This is a genomic window from Streptomyces sp. NPDC020489, assembly GCF_044386545.1.
GTDB lineage: Bacteria > Actinomycetota > Actinomycetes > Streptomycetales > Streptomycetaceae > Streptomyces.
The window spans coordinates 112865-133989 of the sequence record NZ_JBIRUZ010000003.1 but is presented as its reverse complement, the minus strand read 5'-3'; the positions used below and the strand labels follow the sequence as shown (position 1 = coordinate 133989).

Genomic DNA, 21125 nt, shown 5'->3' with positions numbered 1-21125 from the left:
GGGGCGCCGGGGGCCGCCAAATCCAGTCCGTTGCCAGAAGTTGGGCGGCGCGCCAATCCACGCACGTGGTCCAAATGGAGTACTGTTGCGAGCCCTGGGTCAGGTCTCCCGCCAGGGCGTCCGTGGCCTTCAAGGACCGCCTGGAGGGGGCTAGTTGCACAGGGTGACGGAGTTGGTCACTTAGCGTTGCGAATAAGTAACCGTGCCATAACGGCGATCCAGGGCCCGTGCCCGACACGCCGGGCAACTCGGCAAGGTTGTGGCAGGCTGCACCCGGGCAGGCCACACTCGACTAGCGGAAGCAGCGACGCACGTGACGTCGGCAGGCACCACCCGGGAGGTCCCCATGCCCGAACTGCGTGTCGTGGCCGTCTCCAATGACGGCACACGGCTGGTGCTGAAGGCTGCGGACAGCACGGAGTACACGCTTCCGATTGACGAGCGTCTGCGCGCCGCCGTACGCGGCGACCGTCCCCGCCTCGGCCAGATCGAGATCGAGGTGGAGAGCCATCTCCGCCCCCGCGACATTCAGGCACGTATACGCGCCGGTGCGACGGCCGAAGAGGTCGCGCAGATGGCCGGCATCCCCGTCGACCGCGTTCGCCGCTTCGAGGGCCCCGTCCTCGCCGAGCGCGCGTTCATGGCCGAGCGGGCCCGCAAGACTCCCGTCCGCCGCCCCGGTGAGAACGCCGGACCCCAGCTCGGCGAGGCCGTCCAGGAGCGACTGCTGCTGCGCGGCGCCGAGAAGGACACCGTGCAGTGGGACTCGTGGCGCCGCGACGACGGCACCTGGGAGGTGCTGCTCGTCTACTGCGTCGCGGGTGAGCCGCACTCGGCGAGCTGGACGTACGACCCGCCCCGGCGGCTCGTCCAGGCCGTCGACGAGGAGGCCCGCTCGCTGATCGGCGAGTCCGAGGACCTCGGCGCGCCCGAGCCCAGCTTTCCGTTCGTGCCCCGGATCGCCCGGCTGCCGCGCGACCGCCCGCTGGACCGTGCCCTCGACCGCGAGCGGCCGAGCCTGCCCGCGCCGCCGCCCGACCCGGCCGACGAGAGCGCGACCGCGAGTGCGAGCGAGCGCGACTCGCTGACCAGCCTGCTGGAGGCGGTCCCGAGCTTCCGCGGCGACCTGGTCGTTCCCGAACGCCCCTCCGAGGCCCCGGCCGCGATCGAGGAACCCCCCGTCGACGAGCCCGTCGAGGAGGAACCCCCCGCTCCGGCGGCGTCCGCCGGCTCGGCCTACGCGGACGTCCTCATGCCCCGCTCGGTCGGCAGCCACCGCGACCGGCTCATCGGCTCCACCGACCGCCAGGCCGAGGCCGACGGCGTCCGCCCCGGCCGCCGCGCGGCCGTCCCGAGCTGGGACGAGATCGTGTTCGGGACGCGGCGCAAGAAGCAGGAGTAGCCGACCGGTCGGCCGTACGACGTCCCCGAGGGCCCGCGCCACGATGGTGCGGGCCCTCGGGCGTCACGTGCGGCTACTGCGGATCCGGGCCCACGGCGACCGGCCGGGACGGGTCCGAGGACCACTCCGACCAGGACCCCACGTACAGGGCCGCCGGGATCCCCGCGACCGCCATGGCCAGCACCTCGTGCGCGCCGGAGACGCCCGAACCGCAGTACACGCCGACCTCCGTGCCGTCGGTGGCCCCGAGGGCCTCGAAGCGGGTCCGGAGCTGCTCCGCGGGCAGGAAGCGTCCGTCCGCCGCCACGTTCTCGTTCGTCGGCGCGGACACGGCGCCCGGGATGTGGCCACCCACGCGGTCGATCGGCTCGACCTCACCGCGGTACCGCTCCCCCGCCCGGGCGTCCAGCAGCACGCCCGAACGGGCCAGTGCCGCCGCGGCATCCGCGTCGAGCAGTCCCGTGGCCCCCGGGACCGGTTCGAAGTCGCCCTCGGCGAGCGCCGGGCCGGGCAGCGACGACCGCAGGGGGCCGTTCCAGGCCGGCAACCCGCCGTCGAGGACCCGCACGTCCGGGTGACCCGTCCAGCGCAGCAACCACCACGCGCGGGCGGCCGCCCAGCCCTGTCCGCCGTCGTACACGACCACCGGCTTCGAGGCCGACACGCCCGCCCGGCGCATCGCGGCGCCGAACTCCCCGACATCGGGCAGCGGATGCCGGCCGCGCGCACCCGCGGCGGAGGCGAGTTCCCTGTCCAGGTCGACGAAGACCGCGCCCGGGAGGTGCCCGGCCGCGTACGCGGCGCGGCCGTCGAAAGGCGGCTCACCGGTCGCCTTGGCCATGCTCAACTGCCAGCGGACGTCGAGCAGTACAGGCGGGTTCTCGCCCGCCAGTTCGCTCGCGAGTTGGGATGCGGAGATGATGGCGTTCATGGCCACCATCCTTGCGCACGGGGTGGCCGCGTCGTCCATGTCCGGCTACTCTGCTCCGCCGGGCAGGCCCGATCACGAGGCGTACGGGATCGGGCACATGCTGTACAGCCGATCGACACCCGTGGGCAATCGCGCGGAAACGGACGGGACATCACACACCGGTCATTCCGCGGACACGGGCCCTCACGCGGCGGCGCGCCCGGAGCGCGCCGTGCCGCGGGTGGTGCGAGCATCGGCACGGGGTTCCGGAGCGCGGTGGTGACACGGCCGCCGCGAGGGTCGAGGAGAGAGTGACGATGACCGGCGAGACGCACACTCCGCACGCGCCCGGCACGCCCTGCTGGGTGAGCCTGATGGTGCACGGGCTGCCCACGACCCAGGACTTCTACGGTGAGCTGTTCGGTTGGGAATTCCAACCCGGCCCCAAACAGCTCGGCCCCTACGTCCGGGCGCTGCTGGACGGCGAGGAGGTCGCCGGAATCGGCCAACTTCCCCCGGACCGCCATCTCCCGGTCGCCTGGACGCCGTACCTCGCCTCGGACGACGTGGACCTGACGGCGGAGACGGTACGGCTGTGCGGCGGCACCATCGGGGTCGGGCCGCTGGACGCCGAGGACGCGGGCCGCCTGGCCATCGGCTCGGACCCGTCCGGCGCGGTCTTCGGCATCTGGCAGGCGGGGGCGCACCGCGGCACGGGCGTCTCCGGGGTCCCGGGCACCCCGGCCTGGCACGAACTGATGACCTTCGAGACGGTCGGTGTCACCAAGTTCTACGACACGGTCTTCGGCTACGAGGAGGAACCGGTGGCCTCCGCCGACCTCGACTACGTCACCCTCCACGTCGCCGGCCACCCGGTCGCCGGCATCCACGGCGTCGGCACCGACCTCCCCCGCGACCGCGGCCCCCACTGGATGACCTACTTCGAGGTCTCCGACACGGACGCCACCCTCACCCAGGTCTCCGACCTCGGCGGCCACATCCTCCGCCCCGCCCACGACAGCCCCCACGGCCGCGTGGGAACGGTGGCGGACCCGGAGGGCGCGAGGTTCTCGGTGGTGGAGGGGCCGCGCTGAGGCACGGGACGCCGGGGGGGCACGGGAAGGGGCGTCACCGTGAGGCCTGACCCCGTCCGCGTCTACATCGTCGCGACCGGCAGCACGTCCGGGGACAGGGCCGCCGCGCGGGCCGTGGCCGCGGTCATGCGGCGGCGGTGATGGCGGCGGCACAGGACCTCGTAGCCGATGGCCTCGGCCTGGTTGACGTCGCCGACGACGACCTGGGCGCCCTCCACGACCATCTCGCCCCCCACGGTGCGGGCGTTGTGGGTGGCGCGGGCGCCGCACCAGCACAGGGCCTCGACCTGCAACACCTCTACGCGGTCGGCCAGTTCCACCAGGCGCTGGGAGCCGGGGAACAGCTTGGAGCGGAAGTCGGTCGTGATGCCGAAGGCGTACACGTCCAGGCCCAGGTCGTCGACGACGCGGGCGAGTTGGTCGATCTGCTCGGGGGCCAGGAACTGGGCCTCGTCGGCGATGACATAGTCCGCGCGGCCGCCCTGGGAGAGGTGGTCGACCAGGTACGCGTACAGGTCCTGGCCGTCCTCCACCTCCACCGCGTCCGTGACCAGACCGAGGCGTGACGACAGCTTGCCCTCGCCCGCGCGGTCGTCCCGGGTGAAGATCATGCCCTGGAGGCCGCGCGCGGAGCGGTTGTGCTCGATCTGGAGAGCCAGGGTGGACTTCCCGCAGTCCATGGTTCCGGAGAAGAACACCAGCTCGGGCATGGGGGGTTGAGCACCTTTCGGCAAGAGACAAGGACAGGCGGAGGCTTCAGGAGCGTACTTCGAGCAGCGGCACCAGCTGCTCCGCGGGGGTCATCGAACCGTGGTTGCCGACCATCGCCGACTCCTTCGGCTCCCGCTCGGACGCGATGATCAGGACGTCGTCCCGAGCCGCCGCGAGCACGTCGCCCAGGCGCCCGTACACCCGGTCGTCGACCTGGGGGCCGAACCAGCCCGCCGCGATCGCCTCGTCCCGCGAGGCCACCCAGAACTGCTCGCCGAGCACCTCGCGCCAGCAGGTCAGCACGTCGTTCGCGGCGCCGGGGACGGCGTAGACGTGCCGCGCGCGGCCCTCGCCGCCCAGCAGGGCGACGCCGGCGCGCAGCTCCCAGTCCTCGTCGAAGTCGATGCGGTGCTGCTCGTCGAAGGGGATGTCGACCATGCCGTGGTCGGCGGTGACGTAGAGCGCGCTGCGCGGCGGCAGCTGCTCCGCCAGGCGCTGCACGAGGCGGTCCACGTACATCAGCTGGCCGCGCCAGTTGTCGGAGTCGACGCCGAAGCGGTGCCCGGCGCCGTCGAGTTCCGCGTAGTACGTGTAGACCAGCGCGCGGTCGGCGGCGGCCAGCTGCGCCGCGGCGAGGTCCATGCGGTCCTCGCCCGCGAGGCGCCCGTGGAACGTGCCCCCGCTCAGCGCGACCTTGGTCAGCGGGGTGTTCTCGAACGTCGGCGAGGAGACCTGCGCCGCGTGCACTCCCGCGTCGTGGGCGAGCTGGAAGATCGTGGGGTACGGCTGCCACGCGCGCGGCGAGGTCCAGGGCTGCCAGCGCAGCTGGTTCATCAGCTGGCCGGTGCCGGGGTCGCGCACGGTGTAGCCGGGCAGTCCGTGCGCGCCCGGCGGCAGGCCGGTGCCGACGGAGGCGAGGGAGGTCGCGGTGGTCGCCGGGTAGCCGGCGGTCAGCGGGCGGCCGGTGCCGCCGCGCGAGCTGTCGAGCAGGGACGCGAGGAAAGGCGCTTCCTCGGGGTGCGCCCGCAGCTGCTCCCAGCCGAGGCCGTCGATCAGGAAGACGCAGGCCCGGTCGGCGGGCGCCAGCTCGGTGATCGTCGCGGTCGCGCCGGGTACGCCCATGCCCGCGGCCAGCGTGGGCAGGAGGTCGGCGAGGGAGCCGCTGCCGTACTGGGGCCGGGGCGCGGAGTCGACGGCGAGGGGTTCCGGGTGGGGGTCCCAGGTGGCGGGCTGGATCATCAGCGGGTGGTGTCCGCGGTCGCCTCGGAGAGGGACTGCGCGAAGGCCAGTGCCTGGCGCACCGTCTCCGGGCCGTCCCCGGCCTCGCTGACGCGAAGGCTGAGGTCGTCGGCGGTGGAGTTGCCCGTGTAGCCGTGGTCCGCCTCGCAGTTGGGGTCGCCGCAGGCGGCCGGCTCCAGATCGATGCGGGCGACGGCGCCCCAGCCGATGGTCAGCACGACCTCGCGGGGCAGGGTGCCCGGCTGGTACTGCTCCGGGTTGGCGACGACCCGGCTGAGCACCACGGAGGAGATCCGGTCCAGCTTGACCGACTCGGTGGAGGTGGTGGCGTACGGCGTCGGGGACGTGCCGTCCGCGGCCTGCTCGTCGGTGTGGCTGACGATGAAGCGGTTGCCGGTGAGGACGAGCACGGTCACGTGCCGCCGCACCTCGTTCTGGTCGAACGTCGTCTCCTGGTGGACCAGGTACGACCGGATGGGCTCGCCGCCCACGGCGGCCTCCACCGCCTCGGCCACGAGGGCCGGGTAGTAGCCGCTGCGTTCGATCGCCGCTCGCAGCCCCTGGGTCGTCGTACTGGTCTTGGCCATGGGCCCCATCCTACGGGGGAGCACTGACTGCGAGGCACCGCTCAGGGGGTTCTCAGTACGCGGGCAGCGTCCGCGGGCCGAGGTCGTCGCGGGCGGGCGGGGGCGCGAGCCGTACGGAGGCGCCGAGGACGCTCAGGCCGTGCGGGGCGACGACGACGGGCTCCAGGGTGACCGCCACCACCTCGGGGTGGTCGTCGACGAGGCGGGAGACCCGCAGCAGCAGCTCCTCCAGGGCCGCCGTGTCGACGGGCGCCGATCCTCTCCAGCCGAACAGGAGCGGTGCCGTCCGGATGGAGCGGACCAGCGAGGTCGCCTCCCGGTCGGTGACGGGGATCAGCCGGTGCGCGACGTCGTCGAGCAGCTGCGAGGCGGCTCCGGCGAGCCCGAAGGAGAGCACGGCGCCGGCCGCGGGGTCGATGACGGCCCGTACGACGGTGTCCACGCCGCGGGGCGCCATGCGTTGCACGACCGGGCGCAGCTCCTCCGGCGTCCCGAACAGCTCCGTCAACTCGGCGTAGGCGCGTCGCAGTTGGTCCTCGTCCGCCAGATCCAGGCGTACGCCGCCCAGGTCGGCGCGGTGCCTGAGGTGCGGGGCGGTGGCCTTGAGGGCGACGGGGTAGCCGAGGTCGCGGGCGGCCCGGGCGGCCGCGTCGGGGGTGGGCGCCAGCAGGGCGCGGTGGACCTGGATGCCGTAGGTGCCGAGGAGTTCGCAGGTCTCCTCGGTGCCGAGGGTGAGGCCCTGGCCGCGCGCGAGGAGGCTGTCGATCAGTCGGGCGGCACCCTTCTCGTCGATGGCCGCGTCGATGGACTCGGGCACCTTGCCGGGGTCGGCGGCCTCGCGGCGCCACTGGGCGTACCTGACGGCTTCGCCGAGCGCGCGGACGGCGCGTTCGGCGGCGGGGTAGGCGGGGATGAGGCGGGAGCCGTCGCGGGGGGTGTCCTCGGGGGGCTTGGCGGCGAGGCGGTCCAGGGCCCGGAAGGGGTGGGAGGCGCCCGGTGTCGCGGCCTGCGGTGCCGTGCTGGCCGCGGCGGACAGCGCCTCCGCGAGTCCGCCCAGCTCGACGTGGACCACGAGCACCGGCTTGCCCGGTACCTGCCCGGCGGCAGACCGCAGCGCCTCGGCGAGCGCCGCGTCCCCGGCGGACCCCTCCCCCACGGCGGGGATCGCGGTCACGACGACCGCGTCGCAGGTGTCGTCGGCGAGCGCGCGCGACAGGGCGGTGTGGAAGTCGGCGGGCGAAGCGGCCGTGGTCAGGTCCAGCGGGGGCAGCGGCCTGAGGCCCTCGGAGAGGCAGGCGTCGTACGTCAGCAGACCCAGGGACTCGGAGTTGCCGAGGATCGCCACGCGCGGGCCGCCCGGGAGGGGCTGCCGGGCGAGCAGCAGCCCGGTGTCGACGAGCTCGGTGATGGTGTTCACCCGGATCACGCCGGCCTGCCTGAGCAGCGCGGACACCGTCGAGTGCGGGAGCCGCGTGGCCCGTACGGCATGCCCTTGCGGGGCGGAGCCGGCGCCCTGGACGACGACCAGCGGCTTGGCGGCGGCGGTGCGGCGGGCGAGGCGGGTGAACTTGCGGGGGTTGCCGATGGACTCCAGGTACATCAGGACGACGTCGGTGTCCGGGTCGTCGTACCAGTACTGCAGGACGTCGTTGCCGGAGACGTCCGCGCGGTTGCCGGAGGAGACGAAGGTGGAGACGCCGGTGACCCCGGTGACGCCGCCGCCGCGCCGGTGCAGCCGGGACAGCAGGGCGATGCCGATGGCTCCGGACTGGGCGAACAGGCCGATGCGGCCGGGGCGGGGCCGCTCGTTGGCCAGGGAGGCGTTCAGCCGTACGTCCGGGTGGGTGTTGATGATCCCGAAGGCGTTGGGGCCGATGATCCGCATGCCGTACGCGCGCGCGTGCCGGACGAGTTCGCGCTGGCGCTCGCGTCCTTCGGGGCCGCTCTCGGCGTACCCGGCGGAGATCACCACGAGACCCTGGACGCCGTGCTCGCCGCACTCGGTGACGACCTGGGGGACGTGCTCGGCGGGCACGGCCACCACCGCCAGGTCGACGGGACCGTCGATGTCGCGCACCGAGCGGTACGCGGGCACCCCGTCCAGCTCCTTGTCGGTGAAGGCCTTGTTCACGGCGTGGAGGCGGCCGGTGAAGCCGGCGTCCCGGATGTTGTCGAGCAGGCCGCGGCCCACCCCGCCGGGGGCACGGCCGACGCCGATCACGGCGACCGAGCCGGGCGCCAGCAGCCGTTGCACGGACCGCGCCTCGGCGCGCTGCTCGCGCGCGTACTGCACGGCGAGGGAGCGGTCGGTGGGTTCGAGGTCGAACTCCAGGCGGACGACGCCGTCCTCGAAGCTGCGCTTCTGGGTGTACCCGGCGTCCGTGAACACCTTGATCATCTTGGTGTTGGCGGGCAGCACCTCGGCGGCGAACCGGCGGATGCCGCGCTCGCGGGCGACCGCGCCGATGTGTTCGAGGAGGGCGGAGGCGACGCCGCGGCCCTGGTGGGCGTCCTGGACGAGGAAGGCGACCTCGGCCTCGTCGGCGGGTGCGGACGCGGGCGTTCCGTCGGTGCCGATGCGGTCGTAGCGTACGGTGGCGATGAACTCGCCTCCGACCGTGGCGGCGAGTCCCACCCGGTCCACAAAGTCGTGGTGCGTGAAGCGGTGGACGTCCTTGGCGGACAGGCGAGGGTACGGGGCGAAGAAGCGGTAGTACTTCGACTCGTCGGAGACCTGCTCGTAGAAGCTGACCAGGCGCTCGGCGTCATCAACGGTGATGGGGCGGACGCGCGCGGTGCCGCCGTCGCGCAGCACCACGTCGGCTTCCCAGTGCGCGGGGTACTCGTGCCGGTCCGGCGAGCTCTGCATGGGCCCCAGGTTACGGCTCGCGTACGACAACGGCGCGAGGCAGTCTGTGGAGAACGCGCAGGATCGCGAGAGGGACGGATGTCGGGCCGAGGCCGCGGTCCGACGACTCACCCCGGACGGGACGAAGGACCGCTCCGGAGACGCTTCACGTTGTGGGAAACTGGTCTAGACAACCCTGAACACCGAAGGGCAGCATCACATGGCTGAGCGCCGCGTCAACGTCGGCTGGGCCGAGGGCCTCCACGCCCGCCCCGCTTCCATCTTCGTCCGGGCCGCCACGGCCTCCGGCATCCCCGTGACGATCGCCAAGGCCGACGGCAACCCCGTCAACGCGGCCTCCATGCTGGCGGTTCTGGGCCTCGGCGCCCAGGGCGGCGAGGAGATCGTGCTCGCCTCCGACGCCGAGGGCGCGGACGCCGCCCTCGACCGACTGGCGAAGCTGGTCTCTGAGGGCCTCGAGGAACTCCCCGAGACCGTCTGATCACGGCATGACCGAAGGGCTCGTCCGCATTATCGGGCGGGCCCTTTCTTTTCTCCGTACGCACTCGGTGAATTCGCGTTCGCAGGCAGCAGAAATAGGCCCCCGCGAATTACTGCCCCTTTGTATACGGCCCTTTTGTTAATGCCACAGGCTCGGCGTGTGTACGGGATGTTGCGAGTTCCTCACACGCTCGGGCCGGTCTCCCGCGGAGCCGAACCTGAGTCGGTGGGCGGCCGTCGAGCGTTCCGTGTGCAGCGCGGTGACGGCCCGCGCGCGTTCCCCGTCCCCGCGGCCCACCGCGTCGACGATCGCGCCGTGCTCCGCCCAGGACTCGACGGGGTCGGCCGGCGCGTCCACCGCGTACATCCAGGAGATCTTGTGGCGCAGCTGGGTCAGCACCGAGGCCAGCGCGGGGCTGCCGGAGGCCTGGGCGAGCGTCTCGTGGAACCAGCCGCCCAGGGACCGCAGGTCGTCGCTGTTGCCCCGCCTGGCCCGCTCCTGCCCCAGCCTGACCAGGCCACGCAGCACCTTCAGATGCGCCTCGGTGCGCCGCTGGGCGGCCCGTGAGGCGCCGAGCGGCTCCAGGAGCATCCGCATCTCCAGCAGGTCGGCCGCCTCCTGCTCGGTAGGTTCGGCCACGCATGCGCCCGCGTGCCGCCGGGTCACCACGAACCCCTCGGCCTCCAGCGTGCGCAGGGCCTCCCGGACGGGGACGCGGGAGACGCCGTAGCGGCGCGCGAGGAGTTCCTCGGTGAGCCGGCTGCCGCGCTCGTAGACACCGGCGACGATGTCGTCCCTGATCGCGGTGCATACCGAGTGCGCCGGAATACGCATGACCGACCTCCGCTTTAATCCCCGTGAAACGTCGACGATTGACGTGTGTTCAGTGACTCTATTGCAAAGAGCGGGAATTTCCGATGGCGGGCCGGAATCCATGGATATTTTTTGGACAGCGCCGTGCCGGAAACGACGAAACCCCGGCCGGTGGGCCGGGGTTCCGAAGAGGTCTCGCGTCGGTCGTCAGACGTTCACGCCGTGCGAACGGAGGTAGGCGACGGGGTCGATGTCCGAGCCGTACTCCGCGGTCATGCGGGCCTCGAAGTGCAGGTGCGGCCCCGTGACGTTGCCGGTCGCGCCGGACAGGCCTATCTGCTGGCCCGGGGTGACCGTCTGGCCCACCGAGACGCCGATGGACGACAGGTGGCCGTACTGGGTGTACGTGCCGTCGTGCATCTTGATCACGACGTTGTTGCCGTAGGACCCGCCCCAGCCGGCCTCGACGACCGTGCCGGAGCCGACCGCGCGCACGGAGGTGCCGCTGGCGGCGTGGAAGTCCACGCCGGTGTGGCTGCCGGAGGACCACACCGCGCCGCCGGCCTTGTAGCCGGTGGAGATGTAGGAGCCGGCGATCGGGCTGACGAAGGTGTTCAGGCGCTCGCGCTCGGCGGCCGCGCGGGCGGCGCGCTCCTTGGCCTCGCGCTCCTTCTTGGCCTTGGCGGCGGCCTGGCGGCGCGCCTCCTCCTCGGCCTTCTGCTGGGCGGCCTCGACGGCCGCCTGCTCCTGGGCCTCGGCCTGGGCGTCGATCTGGGCGGCGACCGAGTCGCCGAGGGTGATGACCGGGGTGAGTCCGGTCTGCTCGGCCGCGGGCTCCGCGGCGAGGGCCGGGGCGGCGAGGGTGCCGATGACACCGGTGGTGGCGAGGGCCGCGACGCCGGCCGCGCGGGCGGTGCCGCGCTTGATCCGGCTCGGGGCGCGGTGCTTCCCGGTGGGGCGCGTGAACGCCATGTAGTGGCTGGTCCTTTCCTTCCCTCTCGCCTACCGGGTTAGCTGACGGGTTCGGAGCAGGAAGGTCTCCTACGGACCCCCTCGCGGCACGCGCGGGCGTCCGATTCACCCCAGGGACTACGGATGGGTCCCCGGCTCCCCTGGCTCGCGCCGTACGGGGACTCGGCGATGGCTGTCCGGTGCCGCGGGCGCGGCGCAGTGCCTGACGGACAGCCGGGAAGACGCTAAGCGGGGCCACTTTCAATCCCCAAACGGATCACGGCTTTTGTAGCGCATCCCACAGGGCAAACAGGCAACTGGCCTTCAATTCGGACATTAAGGAGCCCTGGTGACCCTCCAGTCACCAGGGCTCCCCCGCGCGCGTGCCGCTACTCGGCCGTCACGACGGTGACTTCACCGATGCCGAGGGCCTCCACGGGCTCCCTGATGGCGGAGGCGTCGCCGACCAGGATTGTCACCAGACGGTCCACCGGGAAGGCGTTCACGGCGGCCGCGGTGGCCTCCACGGTGCCGGTGGCGGCGAGCTGTCGGTACAGGGTGGCCTGGTAGTCGTCGGGCAGGTGCTGCTCGACCTGGTCGGCCAGCGTGCTCGCGACGGCCGCCGCGGTCTCGTACTTCAGCGGGGCCACCCCGACGAGGTTCTGCACGGCGACGTCCCGCTCGGCGTCGGTGAGCCCCTCCGCGGCGAGGGTGCGCAGCACCGTCCACAGGTCCTCCAGGGCGGGACCGGTGTTCGGGGTGTCCACGGAACCGCTGATGGCGAGCATCGCGGCGCCGGTGCCGTCCGGGGCGGAGCGGAGGACCTGCCCGAAGGAGCGCACGCCGTAGGTGTAGCCCTTCTCCTCGCGCAGGACGCGGTCCAGGCGGGAGGTGAGGGTGCCGCCGAGGCAGTACGTGCCGAGCACCTGGGCGGGCCACACGCGGTCGTGCCGGTCGGCGCCGATCCGGCCGATCAGCAGCTGCGTCTGGACGGCACCGGGGCGGTCCACGATGACGACCCGGCCGGTGTCGTCGGCTGTGATCGGCGGCACCGGCCGCGCCTCGGCCGAGGAGCCGGTCCAGGACCCGAGGGTGTCACCGAGCAGCGCGTCGAGGTCGATGCCGGTCAGGTCGCCGACGACCACGACGGTGCCGGTGGCGGGGCGGACGTGCTTCTCGTAGAAGGCGCGTACGGCCGCGGAGTCGATCGCGCGGACGGTGTCCTCGGTGCCCTGGCGCGGGCGGGACATGCGCAGGTCCGCCGGGAACAGCGTCCGGGAGAGCTCCTTGGCGGCCCGCCGGGAGGGGTTGGCGAGCTCGTGCGGGATCTCGTCGAGCCGGTTGGTGACCAGCCGCTCGATCTCGCTGTCGGCGAACGCGGGCGCCCTGAGGGCGTCGGCCAGCAGACCGAGCCCCTTGGGCAGGCGGGACGCCGGGACCTCGAGGCTCAGGCGGACGCCGGGATGGTCGGCGTGCGCGTCCAGGGTGGCGCCGCAGCGCTCCAGCTCGGCGGCGAACTCCTCGGCGGTGTGCTTGTCGGTGCCCTCGGAGAAGGCCCGCGCCATGATCGTGGCCACACCGTCGAGACCGGCGGGCTCGGCGTCCAGCGGGGCGTCCAGGAGGACCTCGACGGCGACGACCTGCTGGCCGGGGCGGTGGCAGCGCAGGACCGTCAGGCCGTTGTCGAGGGTGCCGCGCTCGGGGGCCGGGAAGGCCCACGGCTTCGCCTCGCCGGCCTGCGGCTGGGGGTGGAACTCCATCGTGGCGAGCTCGGTCACTTGGCCGCCTCCTCGTTCTTGTCGCCGGCCTCGACAGTGGCCGCGGCCTCGGGGTCCTCGGGGAGCTCCGCGTCCTCGGCGGCCTCCGGGGAGAGGGGTTCGTAGACGAGCACCGCGCGGTTGTCGGGGCGCAGGCGGGCCTTGGCGACCTCCTGGACCTCCTCGGCGGTCACCTCCAGGACGCGGTCGACGGCGGTGAGGGCGAGCTGCGGGTCGCCGAACAGGACGGCGTAGCGGCACAGTTCGTCGGCGCGGCCCGCGACGGTGCCGAGCCGGTCCAGCCACTCGCGCTCCAACTGGGCCTGGGCGCGCTCCATTTCCTCGGCCGTCGGGCCCTCCGCGGCGAACCGCGCGAGCTCCTCGTCGATGGCGGCCTCGATGACCGGCACCTCGACGTCACCGGAGGTCTTCACGTCCAGCCAGCCCAGCGAGGGCGCCCCGGCGAGCCGCAGCAGGCCGAAGCCGGCCGCGACGGCCGTACGGTCCCGGCGGACGAGCCGGTTGTACAGGCGGGAGGACTCGCCGCCGCCGAGGACGGTGAGGGCCAGGTCGGCCGCGTCGCACGCGCGGGTGCCGTCGTGCGGCAGCCGGTACGCCGCCATCAACGCGCGCGCGGGCACCTCTTCCACGACGACCTCGCGCAGCTGCTCGCCGATGATCTCGGGCAGCGAGCCGTCGCGCGGGGCGGGCTTGCCGTCGTGGGCGGCGATGGAACCGAAGTACTTCTCGACCCAGGCGAGCGTCTGCTCGGGGTCGATGTCGCCGACCACGGACAGCACCGCGTTGCCCGGCGCGTAATACGTCCGGAAGAACGCGCGCGCGTCCTCCAGGGTCGCCGCGTCCAGGTCGGCCATCGAGCCGATCGGCGTGTGGTGGTAGGGGTGGCCCTCCGGGTAGGCGAGGGCGGTCAGCCTCTCGAACGCCGTGCCGTAGGGGACGTTGTCGTAGCGCTGGCGGCGCTCGTTCTTGACGACGTCCCGCTGGTTCTCCATCGACTCGTCGTCGAGGGCGGCCAGCAGCGAGCCCATGCGGTCGGCCTCCAGCCAGAGGGCGAGCTCCAGCTGGTGGGCGGGCATGGTCTCGAAGTAATTGGTGCGCTCGAAGCTCGTGGTGCCGTTGAGCGAGCCGCCCGCGCCCTGGACGAGCTCGAAGTGACCGTTGCCCTTGACCTGCCCGGAGCCCTGGAACATCAGGTGCTCGAAGAGGTGAGCGAGGCCGGTACGCCCCTTGACCTCGTGGCGCGAGCCGACGTCGTACCAGAGGCACACCGCCGCGACCGGGGTCAGGTGGTCCTCGGAGAGCACCACGCGCAGCCCGTTGGCCAGGCGGTGCTCGGTCGCTGTCAGGCCCCCGGTGCCTGCCTGGTCTGTGGCCGTGTGACCCATGGGCATGTACGTCCCTTCGATCGCGGTGCGGTTGATCGGAACCGCGTTTTCTGCCGGTCCTGCCACTGTATGCAAGCGTGCGAAGCCCCGGTGAAGTTCCCGGTGGTCGTACGCCGAGAGCGAGATCCCGTAGCCTGCGGGCGGGGCCGCGTGCCGTACGGGTGAACACCCGGCGGGACGGCTGACGTCGGGTCGTCGTCCGCGTTGTCAGTGCCGCGGTCCACAATGGTCCGCGTCAGATCCCGTTCACGCTTCAGCAAGAGTGAGCCGAAGGGGCGCGACCCGAAGGCGAGCGACCAGAAAAGAGGAGCCGGCAGCGATGGCCCGCCGTAGCACGAAGACCCCGCCGCCCGACGACTCGTACGAGGAGAAGATCCTCGACATCGACGTCGTCGACGAGATGCAGGGCTCCTTCCTCGAGTACGCGTACTCGGTCATCTACTCCCGCGCCCTGCCGGACGCCCGTGACGGTCTGAAGCCGGTGCACCGCCGCATCGTCTACCAGATGAACGAGATGGGTCTGCGCCCCGATCGCGGCTATGTGAAGTGCGCCCGGGTCGTCGGCGAGGTCATGGGCAAGCTGCACCCGCACGGCGACGCGTCGATCTACGACGCCCTGGTGCGCATGGCCCAGCCGTTCTCCATGCGGGTCCCGCTGGTCGACGGCCACGGCAACTTCGGCTCGCTCGGCAACGACGACCCGCCGGCCGCCATGCGGTACACCGAGTGCCGGCAGGCCGAGGCGACGAGCCTGATGACCGAGTCGATCGACGAGGACACGGTCGACTTCGCCCCCAACTACGACGGCCAGGAGCAGGAGCCGGTGGCCCTGCCCGCCGCCTTCCCGAACCTGCTGGTCAACGGCGCGTCTGGCATCGCGGTCGGCATGGCCACGAACATGCCGCCGCACAACCTCTCCGAGGTCATCGCGGCCGCCCGCCATCTGATCCGCCACCCCAACGCGGATCTCGAGACGCTGATGAAGTACGTCCCGGGCCCCGACCTGCCCACCGGCGGCCGGATCGTCGGCCTGGCCGGCATCCGGGACGCGTACGAGACGGGCCGCGGCACCTTCAAGATCCGCGCCACCGTGTCGGTGGAGGACGTCACGGCGCGCCGCAAGGGTCTGGTCATCACCGAGCTGCCCTTCGCGGTCGGCCCGGAGAAGGTCATCGCCAAGATCAAGGACCTGGTCGGCTCGAAGAAGATCCAGGGCATCGCCGACGTCAAGGACCTCACCGACCGGGCGCACGGCCTGCGTCTGGTCATCGAGATCAAGAACGGCTTCGTGCCGGAGGCGGTCCTGGAGCAGCTGTACAAGCTGACGCCGATGGAGGAGTCCTTCGGCATCAACAACGTCGCGCTGGTGGACGGCCAGCCGCTGACGCTGGGCCTCAAGGAACTGCTGGAGGTCTACCTCGACCACCGCTTCGAGGTGGTGCGCCGGCGCAGCGAGTTCCGCCGCACCAAGCGCCGCGACCGCCTCCACCTGGTGGAGGGCCTGCTCACGGCACTCGTCGACATCGACGAGGTCATCCGCCTGATCCGCTCCAGCGACAACTCCGCGCAGGCCAAGCAGCGCCTGATCGAGCGCTTCTCGCTGAGCGAGATCCAGACGCAGTACATCCTGGACACGCCGCTGCGCCGGCTGACCAAGTTCGACCGCATCGAGCTGGAAGCGGAGAAGGACCGGCTCACCACGGAGATCGAGGAGCTGACCCGGATCCTGGAGTCGGACAGCGAGCTGCGCAAGTTGGTCTCCACCGAACTGGCCGCGGTGTCCAAGAAGTTCGGCACCGACCGGCGTACGGTCCTGCTGGAGGCGGGAGCGGTCGCCCCCACGGCCGCCGTACCGCTCCAGGTGGCGGACGACCCGTGCCGGGTGCTGCTGTCCTCGACGGGGCTGCTGGCCCGTACGGCGAACGGCGAGCCGTTCCCCGAGGACGCCGCCGACGGCAAGCGGGTCAAGCACGACGTGATCGTCTCCGCGGTCCCGGCGACCGCGCGCGGTGAGGTCGGGGCGGTGACGTCCGCCGGCCGGCTGCTGCGGATCAGCGTCATCGACCTGCCGCAGCTGCCGGAGACGGTGGCGGCGCCGAACCTCGCCGGGGGCGCGCCCCTGTCGGAGTTCGTCTCCCTGGAGGACGGCGAGACGCTGGTGTGCCTGACCACCCTCGACGAGTCGTCGCCGGGTCTGGCGCTCGGCACGGAACAGGGTGTCGTCAAGCGTGTGGTGCCCGACTATCCGTCCAACAAGGGGGAGTTGGAGGTCATCACCCTCAAGGAGGGCGACCGGATCGTCGGCGCGGTCGAGCTGCGCACCGGCGAGGAGGACCTGGTCTTCATCACGGACGACGCGCAACTGCTGCGCTACCAGGCCTCGCAGGTCCGTCCGCAGGGCCGGCCCGCGGGCGGCATGACGGGCATCAAGCTCACGGACGGCGCGAAGGTCATCTCCTTCACGGCGGTGGACCCGGCGGTGGACGCGGTGGTGTTCACGGTCGCCGGCTCGCGCGGCACCCTGGACGACTCCGTCCAGACCACGGCCAAGCTGACCCCCTTCGACCAGTACCCCCGCAAGGGCCGCGCCACGGGCGGCGTGCGCTGCCAGCGGTTCCTGAAGGGCGAGGACTGCCTGTCCCTGGCCTGGGCGGGCGCCGCGCCGGCCCGTGCGGCGCAGAAGAACGGCATGCCGGCGGAGCTTCCGGAGATCGACCCGCGACGGGACGGTTCGGGTGTGTCGCTGGCCAAGCCGGTGTCTGTGGTGGCGGGGCCGGTCTAGGGCCGATTGTGAAGGTGGCCTCGTCGCCCGGAGGGCGGCCGCGCGGGCTTTCGAGCGGTGCGGCGAGCGCGTGCCGGGCGTCGCGCGGCAGAGGCCACTTCCGCCACAGGCCTTAGGGCTCGTCGACAGGCTCGGGGGCCTCGTCCTCCGTGCCCTGTACGTAGCGCAGGACGCCCCACATGCCGTGCTCGTCGGCGGTGTGTGGGGCGTGGCTCTTGCACGCCTCCAGTTGGTCGCCGAGGGCGGGCGCGTCGATGCCGGTGCCGATGAGTACGAGCTGGGTGAGGCGCTCGGCGCCGGCCGGCCAGGCCTCGGGGTAGAACCGCAGGAACCGTCCGACGGCGTGGACGGCGAAGCGGTTGCGGGTGTCGTAGGGCCCGAAGTCGACGTACCCCTTGATCCGGTACAGCCCCTCGGGCCGGCTGTCGAGGAACGCCATCAGCCGGCGTGGGTCGAGGGGGGCCTCGGAAACGAAGGAGAGGCTCTCGTACCCGGTGTGCAGATGACCCTCGTGCGGCTCCTCCCCGTGCTCGTGCACGTCGTCGAAGGAGAGCTGGCCGATCCGCTCCTCGCTGGGCCGGCAGTCGAAGAGGAACTCCGGGTCGATCCGGCCGTGGGTGGCGGGCACCACGGCGGCACGGTCGACGAGGGACCGCACGGCGTCGAGGACGCGCTCGCCGTCGGCCGCCCGGTCGAGCTTGTTGACCACGACGAGGTCGGCGACGGCGACATGCCGGTCGATCTCGGGGTGCCTGGCGCGGGTGTCGTCGAACTCGGCGGCGTCGACGACCTCGATCAGCCCGCCGTAGACGATCCCCGGATGTTCACTGGCGAGGAGCATGCGCACGAGTTCCTCGGGCTCGGCGAGCCCGCTGGCCTCGATGACGATGACGTCGATGCCGACGGCGGGGGCGGCGAGCCGTTCGAGGTAGGTGTCGAGCTCGCCGGCGTCGACGGCGCAGCACAGGCAGCCGTTGCCGAGGGAGACGGTGGAGTCGCCGAGGGCGCCCGCGACGGCCATGGCGTCGATCTCGATCGCCCCGAAGTCGTTGACGATCGCCCCGATACGGCTGCCTCCGCTGTGGTGGAGGAGGTGGTTGAGCAGGGTGGTCTTGCCGGAGCCCAGGAATCCGGCGAGGACGACGACCGGGATCTGCCGGGGGCTGGGGCTCGGCTGGCTCAACGTGCGACCTCTCTGACACCGACGCGTGCACCGGATCGTGGGTCCGGCGCACGTACGAGGATTGAATGCCGGACCAGGATACGAGCCGGAAGAATCACCGCGAAGTGAACGATTGTTAGCAGCACTTGCGGGGCAGACGTTGGGCAAGGCGCCGGTACGTGCGACCCTCGCTTCCCTCCGTGCGCCTCCTCTCCGCCTCCCCCGCCGATCAGAGCCGCTCGGCACCCTGGGAGACGGCAAGCGCCGCCCACCGCTCGCCGGTCCCCATCAGTCGACCCGCACCCCGACGACCGGCGGACGGCCGCCTGAACCGGGGGTTGACATGGCCACACGGAGTTACGGGATACGCGGACTGGGTTCCGTTGCGGCGGCCGGACTCGGCGCGGCCGTCGGCGCACTCGCCACCCTGGCCGCGCAGCACCACACACTCGAGTCGCTGCGCGTACGCCTGGCGCACCTGGAACAGCACACGCACAACCAGCAGCACACCAACCTGGCCACCCAGCAGCGTCAGCACTGGGAACTGCTGAGCAAGGCGATCGACGATCCCGACCTCGCCGAGGTCCTGGACCTCTACGAGGACCCCGTCTCCTCGAAGCAGCGCCGGCAATACCTGTTCGCGAACGCCCTCTACACGAATCTGCTGCTCTACTACCGCATCGGGAACATAAGCCGCGAAGAGTTCTTCGGTCTCGCGCGCGGAATGTTCCAGAATCCGATCGTGCGCGAATACTGGTACGCGACCCAGAAACACCGCGCCAGCATCGCGAACTCCGAGGAGGCCGAACTCGGACTGATGGTCGACGAACTACTGCGCCAGCTGGAGGACTCGGATACGGAGGGGTGGTGGGTGGTGGGAGAGCCGCCGAGCCCATAGGCACGCCGGACATGACGGGAGAGCCGAACTCCTCCCCTCTTCACCGCCCTTGAGCGACCTCCACTCGCACGCCTGTCGGTGGACATCACGCCAACGGGCGATAACGGATGCATAAAACCACGCGTTCATCGGGACAAGAAGAGGTTGACTGCTGCGCGACCGCGCGAGGAGTCGGCCGCCAAGGATTCGTCGCTCCACGCCGCCCGGTGGTCGAGGCCCAGCCCTACAGGGATGTGATCGTGCGCCGCGCTGCAGTCGTGCGCAGGCGCCAGTGCCTTGAGACCAGTAGGGAAATCAACAGTGAGTCAGATCGTCCGTCGCCTCGGGGCGTCACCGCGAGAACGAGGCAGCGCGACCGGGGCAACCTGCCCGGACATTTTTGAATTGGCCAACGGTGATTTCGCCGTCATCGGCACCGACGCGACCGACTCACTCGATGCACAACTTCCCGCCGACGCCGCCCGCGCCGACTACGAACGCATCGTGGTGATCACCCGGGAAACGCTTCTCAGAGCCAAGACCGACATTCCTGACGCATGACGGCGTCGAGGCGACCCCTCGCCTTGGGATGCGCTTCCTGACTTCTCCTCGGCGGCGCGGGCCCGGTACCACTCCTGGTACCGGGCCTGTTGCCTCCGCTCGTGGTGCCGGGGCCGTTGCCTCCGCCCCTGACGCCCGGCCAGTTGCCTCCGCTCGCGGTGCCGGGGCCGCTGCCTCCGCCGCTGCTGCCGGGGGCGTTGCCTCCGTCCGAAACCGCACCGGGAGCGCGCCGGGGCACGCCTGGGCACATGACCCCGCCGGTCACGCCATCACCGGCACCGCCACCGGCGCCCCCGGCCCCACATACCGCGCCACCGGCCGGATGATCTTCGGGTCCTGTGCCTGTTCCAGGATGTTGGCGCTCCAGCCCACCACCCGCCCCGCCGCGAAGGTGGGGGTGAACATCTCGCGGGGCAGGCCGCACAGCTCCATGACGACGCCGGCGTAGAACTCGACGTTGGTGTGGAGTTCGCGGCCGGGCTTCAGTTCCGCCAGGATCGCCTCGACCTGGCGTTCGACCTCGACGGCGAAGGCGACGCGTGGGCCGCCGAACCGCTCCGCGACCTCGCGCAGCATCCGGGAGCGCGGGTCCTCGGTGCGGTAGATCGCGTGACCGAAGCCCATGATCCGCTCCCCCGCGAGGACCCGTTCACGGATCCAGGCGTCGATGCGGTCGGGCGTGCCGATCGCGTCCAGGGTGTCCAGCGCACGGCTCGGCGCACCGCCGTGCAGCGGCCCCGACAGCGCTCCCACGGCCCCCACGAGACACGCCCCGACGTCCGCACCCGTCGAGGCGATGACCCGCGCCGTGAAGGTTGATGCATTGAAGCCGTGATCAATGGTTGAGATCAAGTATTGCTCGATTGCCCGGGCCCGCAGGGGGTCCGGCTCCGAACCGGTCACCATGTAGAGGTAGTTGGCCGCGTAGGACAGGTCCTCGCGCGGCTCCACGGGTTCCAGTCCGCGCCCGAGCCGGTACAGCGCGGCGAGCAGCGTCGGTACGGCCGCGGTCGCCACGACAGCGTCCCGGCGGCGTTGGTCCCCGTCGATGTCGTACACCGGCCGGAAGCCCTTGGCCGCGCCCAGCAGCGACAGCGCCGTGCGCATCCCGGCGAGCGGACCGGAGACCGCGCTCGCGGCCGCGAGGGCGGGCAGTGCCGCCCGTACCTCGTCGGGCAGCCGGCGCAGCGCGGCGGTCTCGGCGGCGAAGACGGCTCCGTGTCCGGCGTCCGGCAGCTCGCCGTGAACCAGGAGGTGCCAGACGTCCTCGAACGCGCGGGTCTGCGCGAGTTCGACGGCCGAGTACTGGCGGTAGTGATAGAAGCCCTCGGACCCCCGCACGTCACCGATCTCGGTGTCGGTGACGACGACACCCGCGAGACCTCGCGGTACGTCGACGAGGGTGCCTGCGGTCCTGTTGACGGACATGATTCCTCCCTGAACTTGATTTCACTGTCCATGTTGACTAAATGCTCTGTCAACATTGATTAAATCAATGATTACTCCACGCGGATACGGTGACC

17 protein-coding genes and 1 riboswitch are annotated in these 21125 nt (G+C 71.8%); of the genes, 6 read left to right on the top strand and 11 right to left on the bottom strand.

The genetic code is table 11. The features are described 5' to 3' along the window. The first annotated feature begins 346 nt into the window (after positions 1 to 346). Complete coding sequence (gene sepH / locus ACH41F_RS07735) at positions 347 to 1402, top strand: septation protein SepH (protein ID WP_391233718.1); 1056 nt, start codon at positions 347 to 349, stop codon at positions 1400 to 1402. A gap of 73 nt (positions 1403 to 1475) precedes the next feature. Here the strand turns inward: sepH and ACH41F_RS07730 are convergent, their stop codons facing one another. Beyond that, a complete protein-coding gene (locus ACH41F_RS07730) occupies positions 1476 to 2333 on the bottom strand; it encodes a sulfurtransferase (RefSeq protein WP_398833786.1) in 858 nt (285 codons plus the stop codon). Positions 2334 to 2629: 296 nt separating this feature from the next. Between ACH41F_RS07730 and ACH41F_RS07725 the strand changes: the two genes are divergently transcribed. Continuing rightward, positions 2630 to 3406, top strand: coding sequence for a VOC family protein (locus tag ACH41F_RS07725; RefSeq protein ID WP_391233716.1), 777 nt, complete (start codon positions 2630 to 2632; stop codon positions 3404 to 3406). Between the two features lie 62 nt (positions 3407 to 3468). Here the strand turns inward: ACH41F_RS07725 and ACH41F_RS07720 are convergent, their stop codons facing one another. Genes ACH41F_RS07720 through ACH41F_RS07705 form a run of 4 tightly spaced genes read right to left on the bottom strand, consistent with a single transcriptional unit; the run spans position 3469 to position 8812 of the window. After that, positions 3469 to 4116, bottom strand: coding sequence for a thymidine kinase (locus ACH41F_RS07720; RefSeq protein ID WP_391233715.1), 648 nt, complete (start codon positions 4114 to 4116; stop codon positions 3469 to 3471). Positions 4117 to 4162: 46 nt separating this feature from the next. Next, entirely contained in the window at positions 4163 to 5356 is a 1194-nt protein-coding gene (locus ACH41F_RS07715) for an alkaline phosphatase family protein (protein WP_391233714.1), read from the bottom strand. Next, positions 5356 to 5952, bottom strand: a complete 597-nt coding sequence (locus ACH41F_RS07710; RefSeq protein ID WP_398834272.1) for a DUF5998 family protein — start codon at positions 5950 to 5952, stop codon at positions 5356 to 5358. The genes ACH41F_RS07715 and ACH41F_RS07710 overlap by 1 nt, the downstream gene beginning before the upstream one ends. A gap of 43 nt (positions 5953 to 5995) precedes the next feature. Continuing rightward, complete coding sequence (locus tag ACH41F_RS07705; protein ID WP_398833783.1) at positions 5996 to 8812, bottom strand: GNAT family N-acetyltransferase; 2817 nt, start codon at positions 8810 to 8812, stop codon at positions 5996 to 5998. A 199-nt stretch (positions 8813 to 9011) separates the two neighbouring features. On the opposite strand from ACH41F_RS07705, the gene ACH41F_RS07700 reads away from it, so the two are divergent. Beyond that, positions 9012 to 9293 (top strand): HPr family phosphocarrier protein, encoded by a 282-nt coding sequence (locus tag ACH41F_RS07700; protein ID WP_079309245.1) that lies wholly within the window; start codon positions 9012 to 9014, stop codon positions 9291 to 9293. Between the two features lie 138 nt (positions 9294 to 9431). Here ACH41F_RS07700 and ACH41F_RS07695 read toward each other — a convergent pair whose 3' ends face one another. The 4 genes from ACH41F_RS07695 to ACH41F_RS07680 all read right to left on the bottom strand — a co-directional run bounded on the left by ACH41F_RS07695 (position 9432) and on the right by ACH41F_RS07680 (position 14226). Further along, on the bottom strand, positions 9432 to 10127 hold the full coding sequence (locus ACH41F_RS07695; RefSeq protein ID WP_398833780.1) for a GntR family transcriptional regulator: 696 nt from the start codon (positions 10125 to 10127) through the stop codon (positions 9432 to 9434). 186 nt (positions 10128 to 10313) lie between these two features. Further along, a complete protein-coding gene (locus tag ACH41F_RS07690) occupies positions 10314 to 11078 on the bottom strand; it encodes a M23 family metallopeptidase (RefSeq protein WP_398833778.1) in 765 nt (254 codons plus the stop codon). A 12-nt stretch (positions 11079 to 11090) separates the two neighbouring features. Continuing rightward, positions 11091 to 11256: riboswitch (cyclic di-AMP (ydaO/yuaA leader) on the bottom strand. Between the two features lie 190 nt (positions 11257 to 11446). Then, complete coding sequence (locus ACH41F_RS07685; protein WP_391233710.1) at positions 11447 to 12835, bottom strand: insulinase family protein; 1389 nt, start codon at positions 12833 to 12835, stop codon at positions 11447 to 11449. Further along, positions 12832 to 14226 carry an insulinase family protein gene (locus tag ACH41F_RS07680; RefSeq protein WP_391233709.1) on the bottom strand — a complete coding sequence of 465 codons (1395 nt, stop codon included), beginning with the start codon at positions 14224 to 14226 and terminating at the stop codon, positions 12832 to 12834. Before ACH41F_RS07680 ends, ACH41F_RS07685 begins: the two co-directional genes overlap by 4 nt. A gap of 313 nt (positions 14227 to 14539) precedes the next feature. On the opposite strand from ACH41F_RS07680, the gene ACH41F_RS07675 reads away from it, so the two are divergent. Further along, the gene (locus ACH41F_RS07675) at positions 14540 to 17002 is read left to right on the top strand and encodes a DNA topoisomerase (ATP-hydrolyzing) subunit A (RefSeq protein ID WP_398833776.1); all 2463 of its coding nucleotides are present in this window, start codon (positions 14540 to 14542) and stop codon (positions 17000 to 17002) included. A gap of 112 nt (positions 17003 to 17114) precedes the next feature. On the opposite strand, the gene ACH41F_RS07670 is transcribed toward ACH41F_RS07675, so the two are convergent. Beyond that, a complete protein-coding gene (locus tag ACH41F_RS07670; protein ID WP_398833774.1) occupies positions 17115 to 18185 on the bottom strand; it encodes a CobW family GTP-binding protein in 1071 nt (356 codons plus the stop codon). A gap of 322 nt (positions 18186 to 18507) precedes the next feature. Between ACH41F_RS07670 and ACH41F_RS07665 the strand changes: the two genes are divergently transcribed. Then, a complete protein-coding gene (locus tag ACH41F_RS07665) occupies positions 18508 to 19062 on the top strand; it encodes a DUF6082 family protein (protein ID WP_391233706.1) in 555 nt (184 codons plus the stop codon). A 300-nt stretch (positions 19063 to 19362) separates the two neighbouring features. Continuing rightward, complete coding sequence (locus ACH41F_RS07660; protein WP_391233705.1) at positions 19363 to 19602, top strand: hypothetical protein; 240 nt, start codon at positions 19363 to 19365, stop codon at positions 19600 to 19602. A gap of 261 nt (positions 19603 to 19863) precedes the next feature. Here ACH41F_RS07660 and ACH41F_RS07655 read toward each other — a convergent pair whose 3' ends face one another. After that, positions 19864 to 21030 carry a citrate synthase/methylcitrate synthase gene (locus ACH41F_RS07655; protein ID WP_398833771.1) on the bottom strand — a complete coding sequence of 389 codons (1167 nt, stop codon included), beginning with the start codon at positions 21028 to 21030 and terminating at the stop codon, positions 19864 to 19866. Between the last annotated feature and the right edge of the window lie 95 nt (positions 21031 to 21125).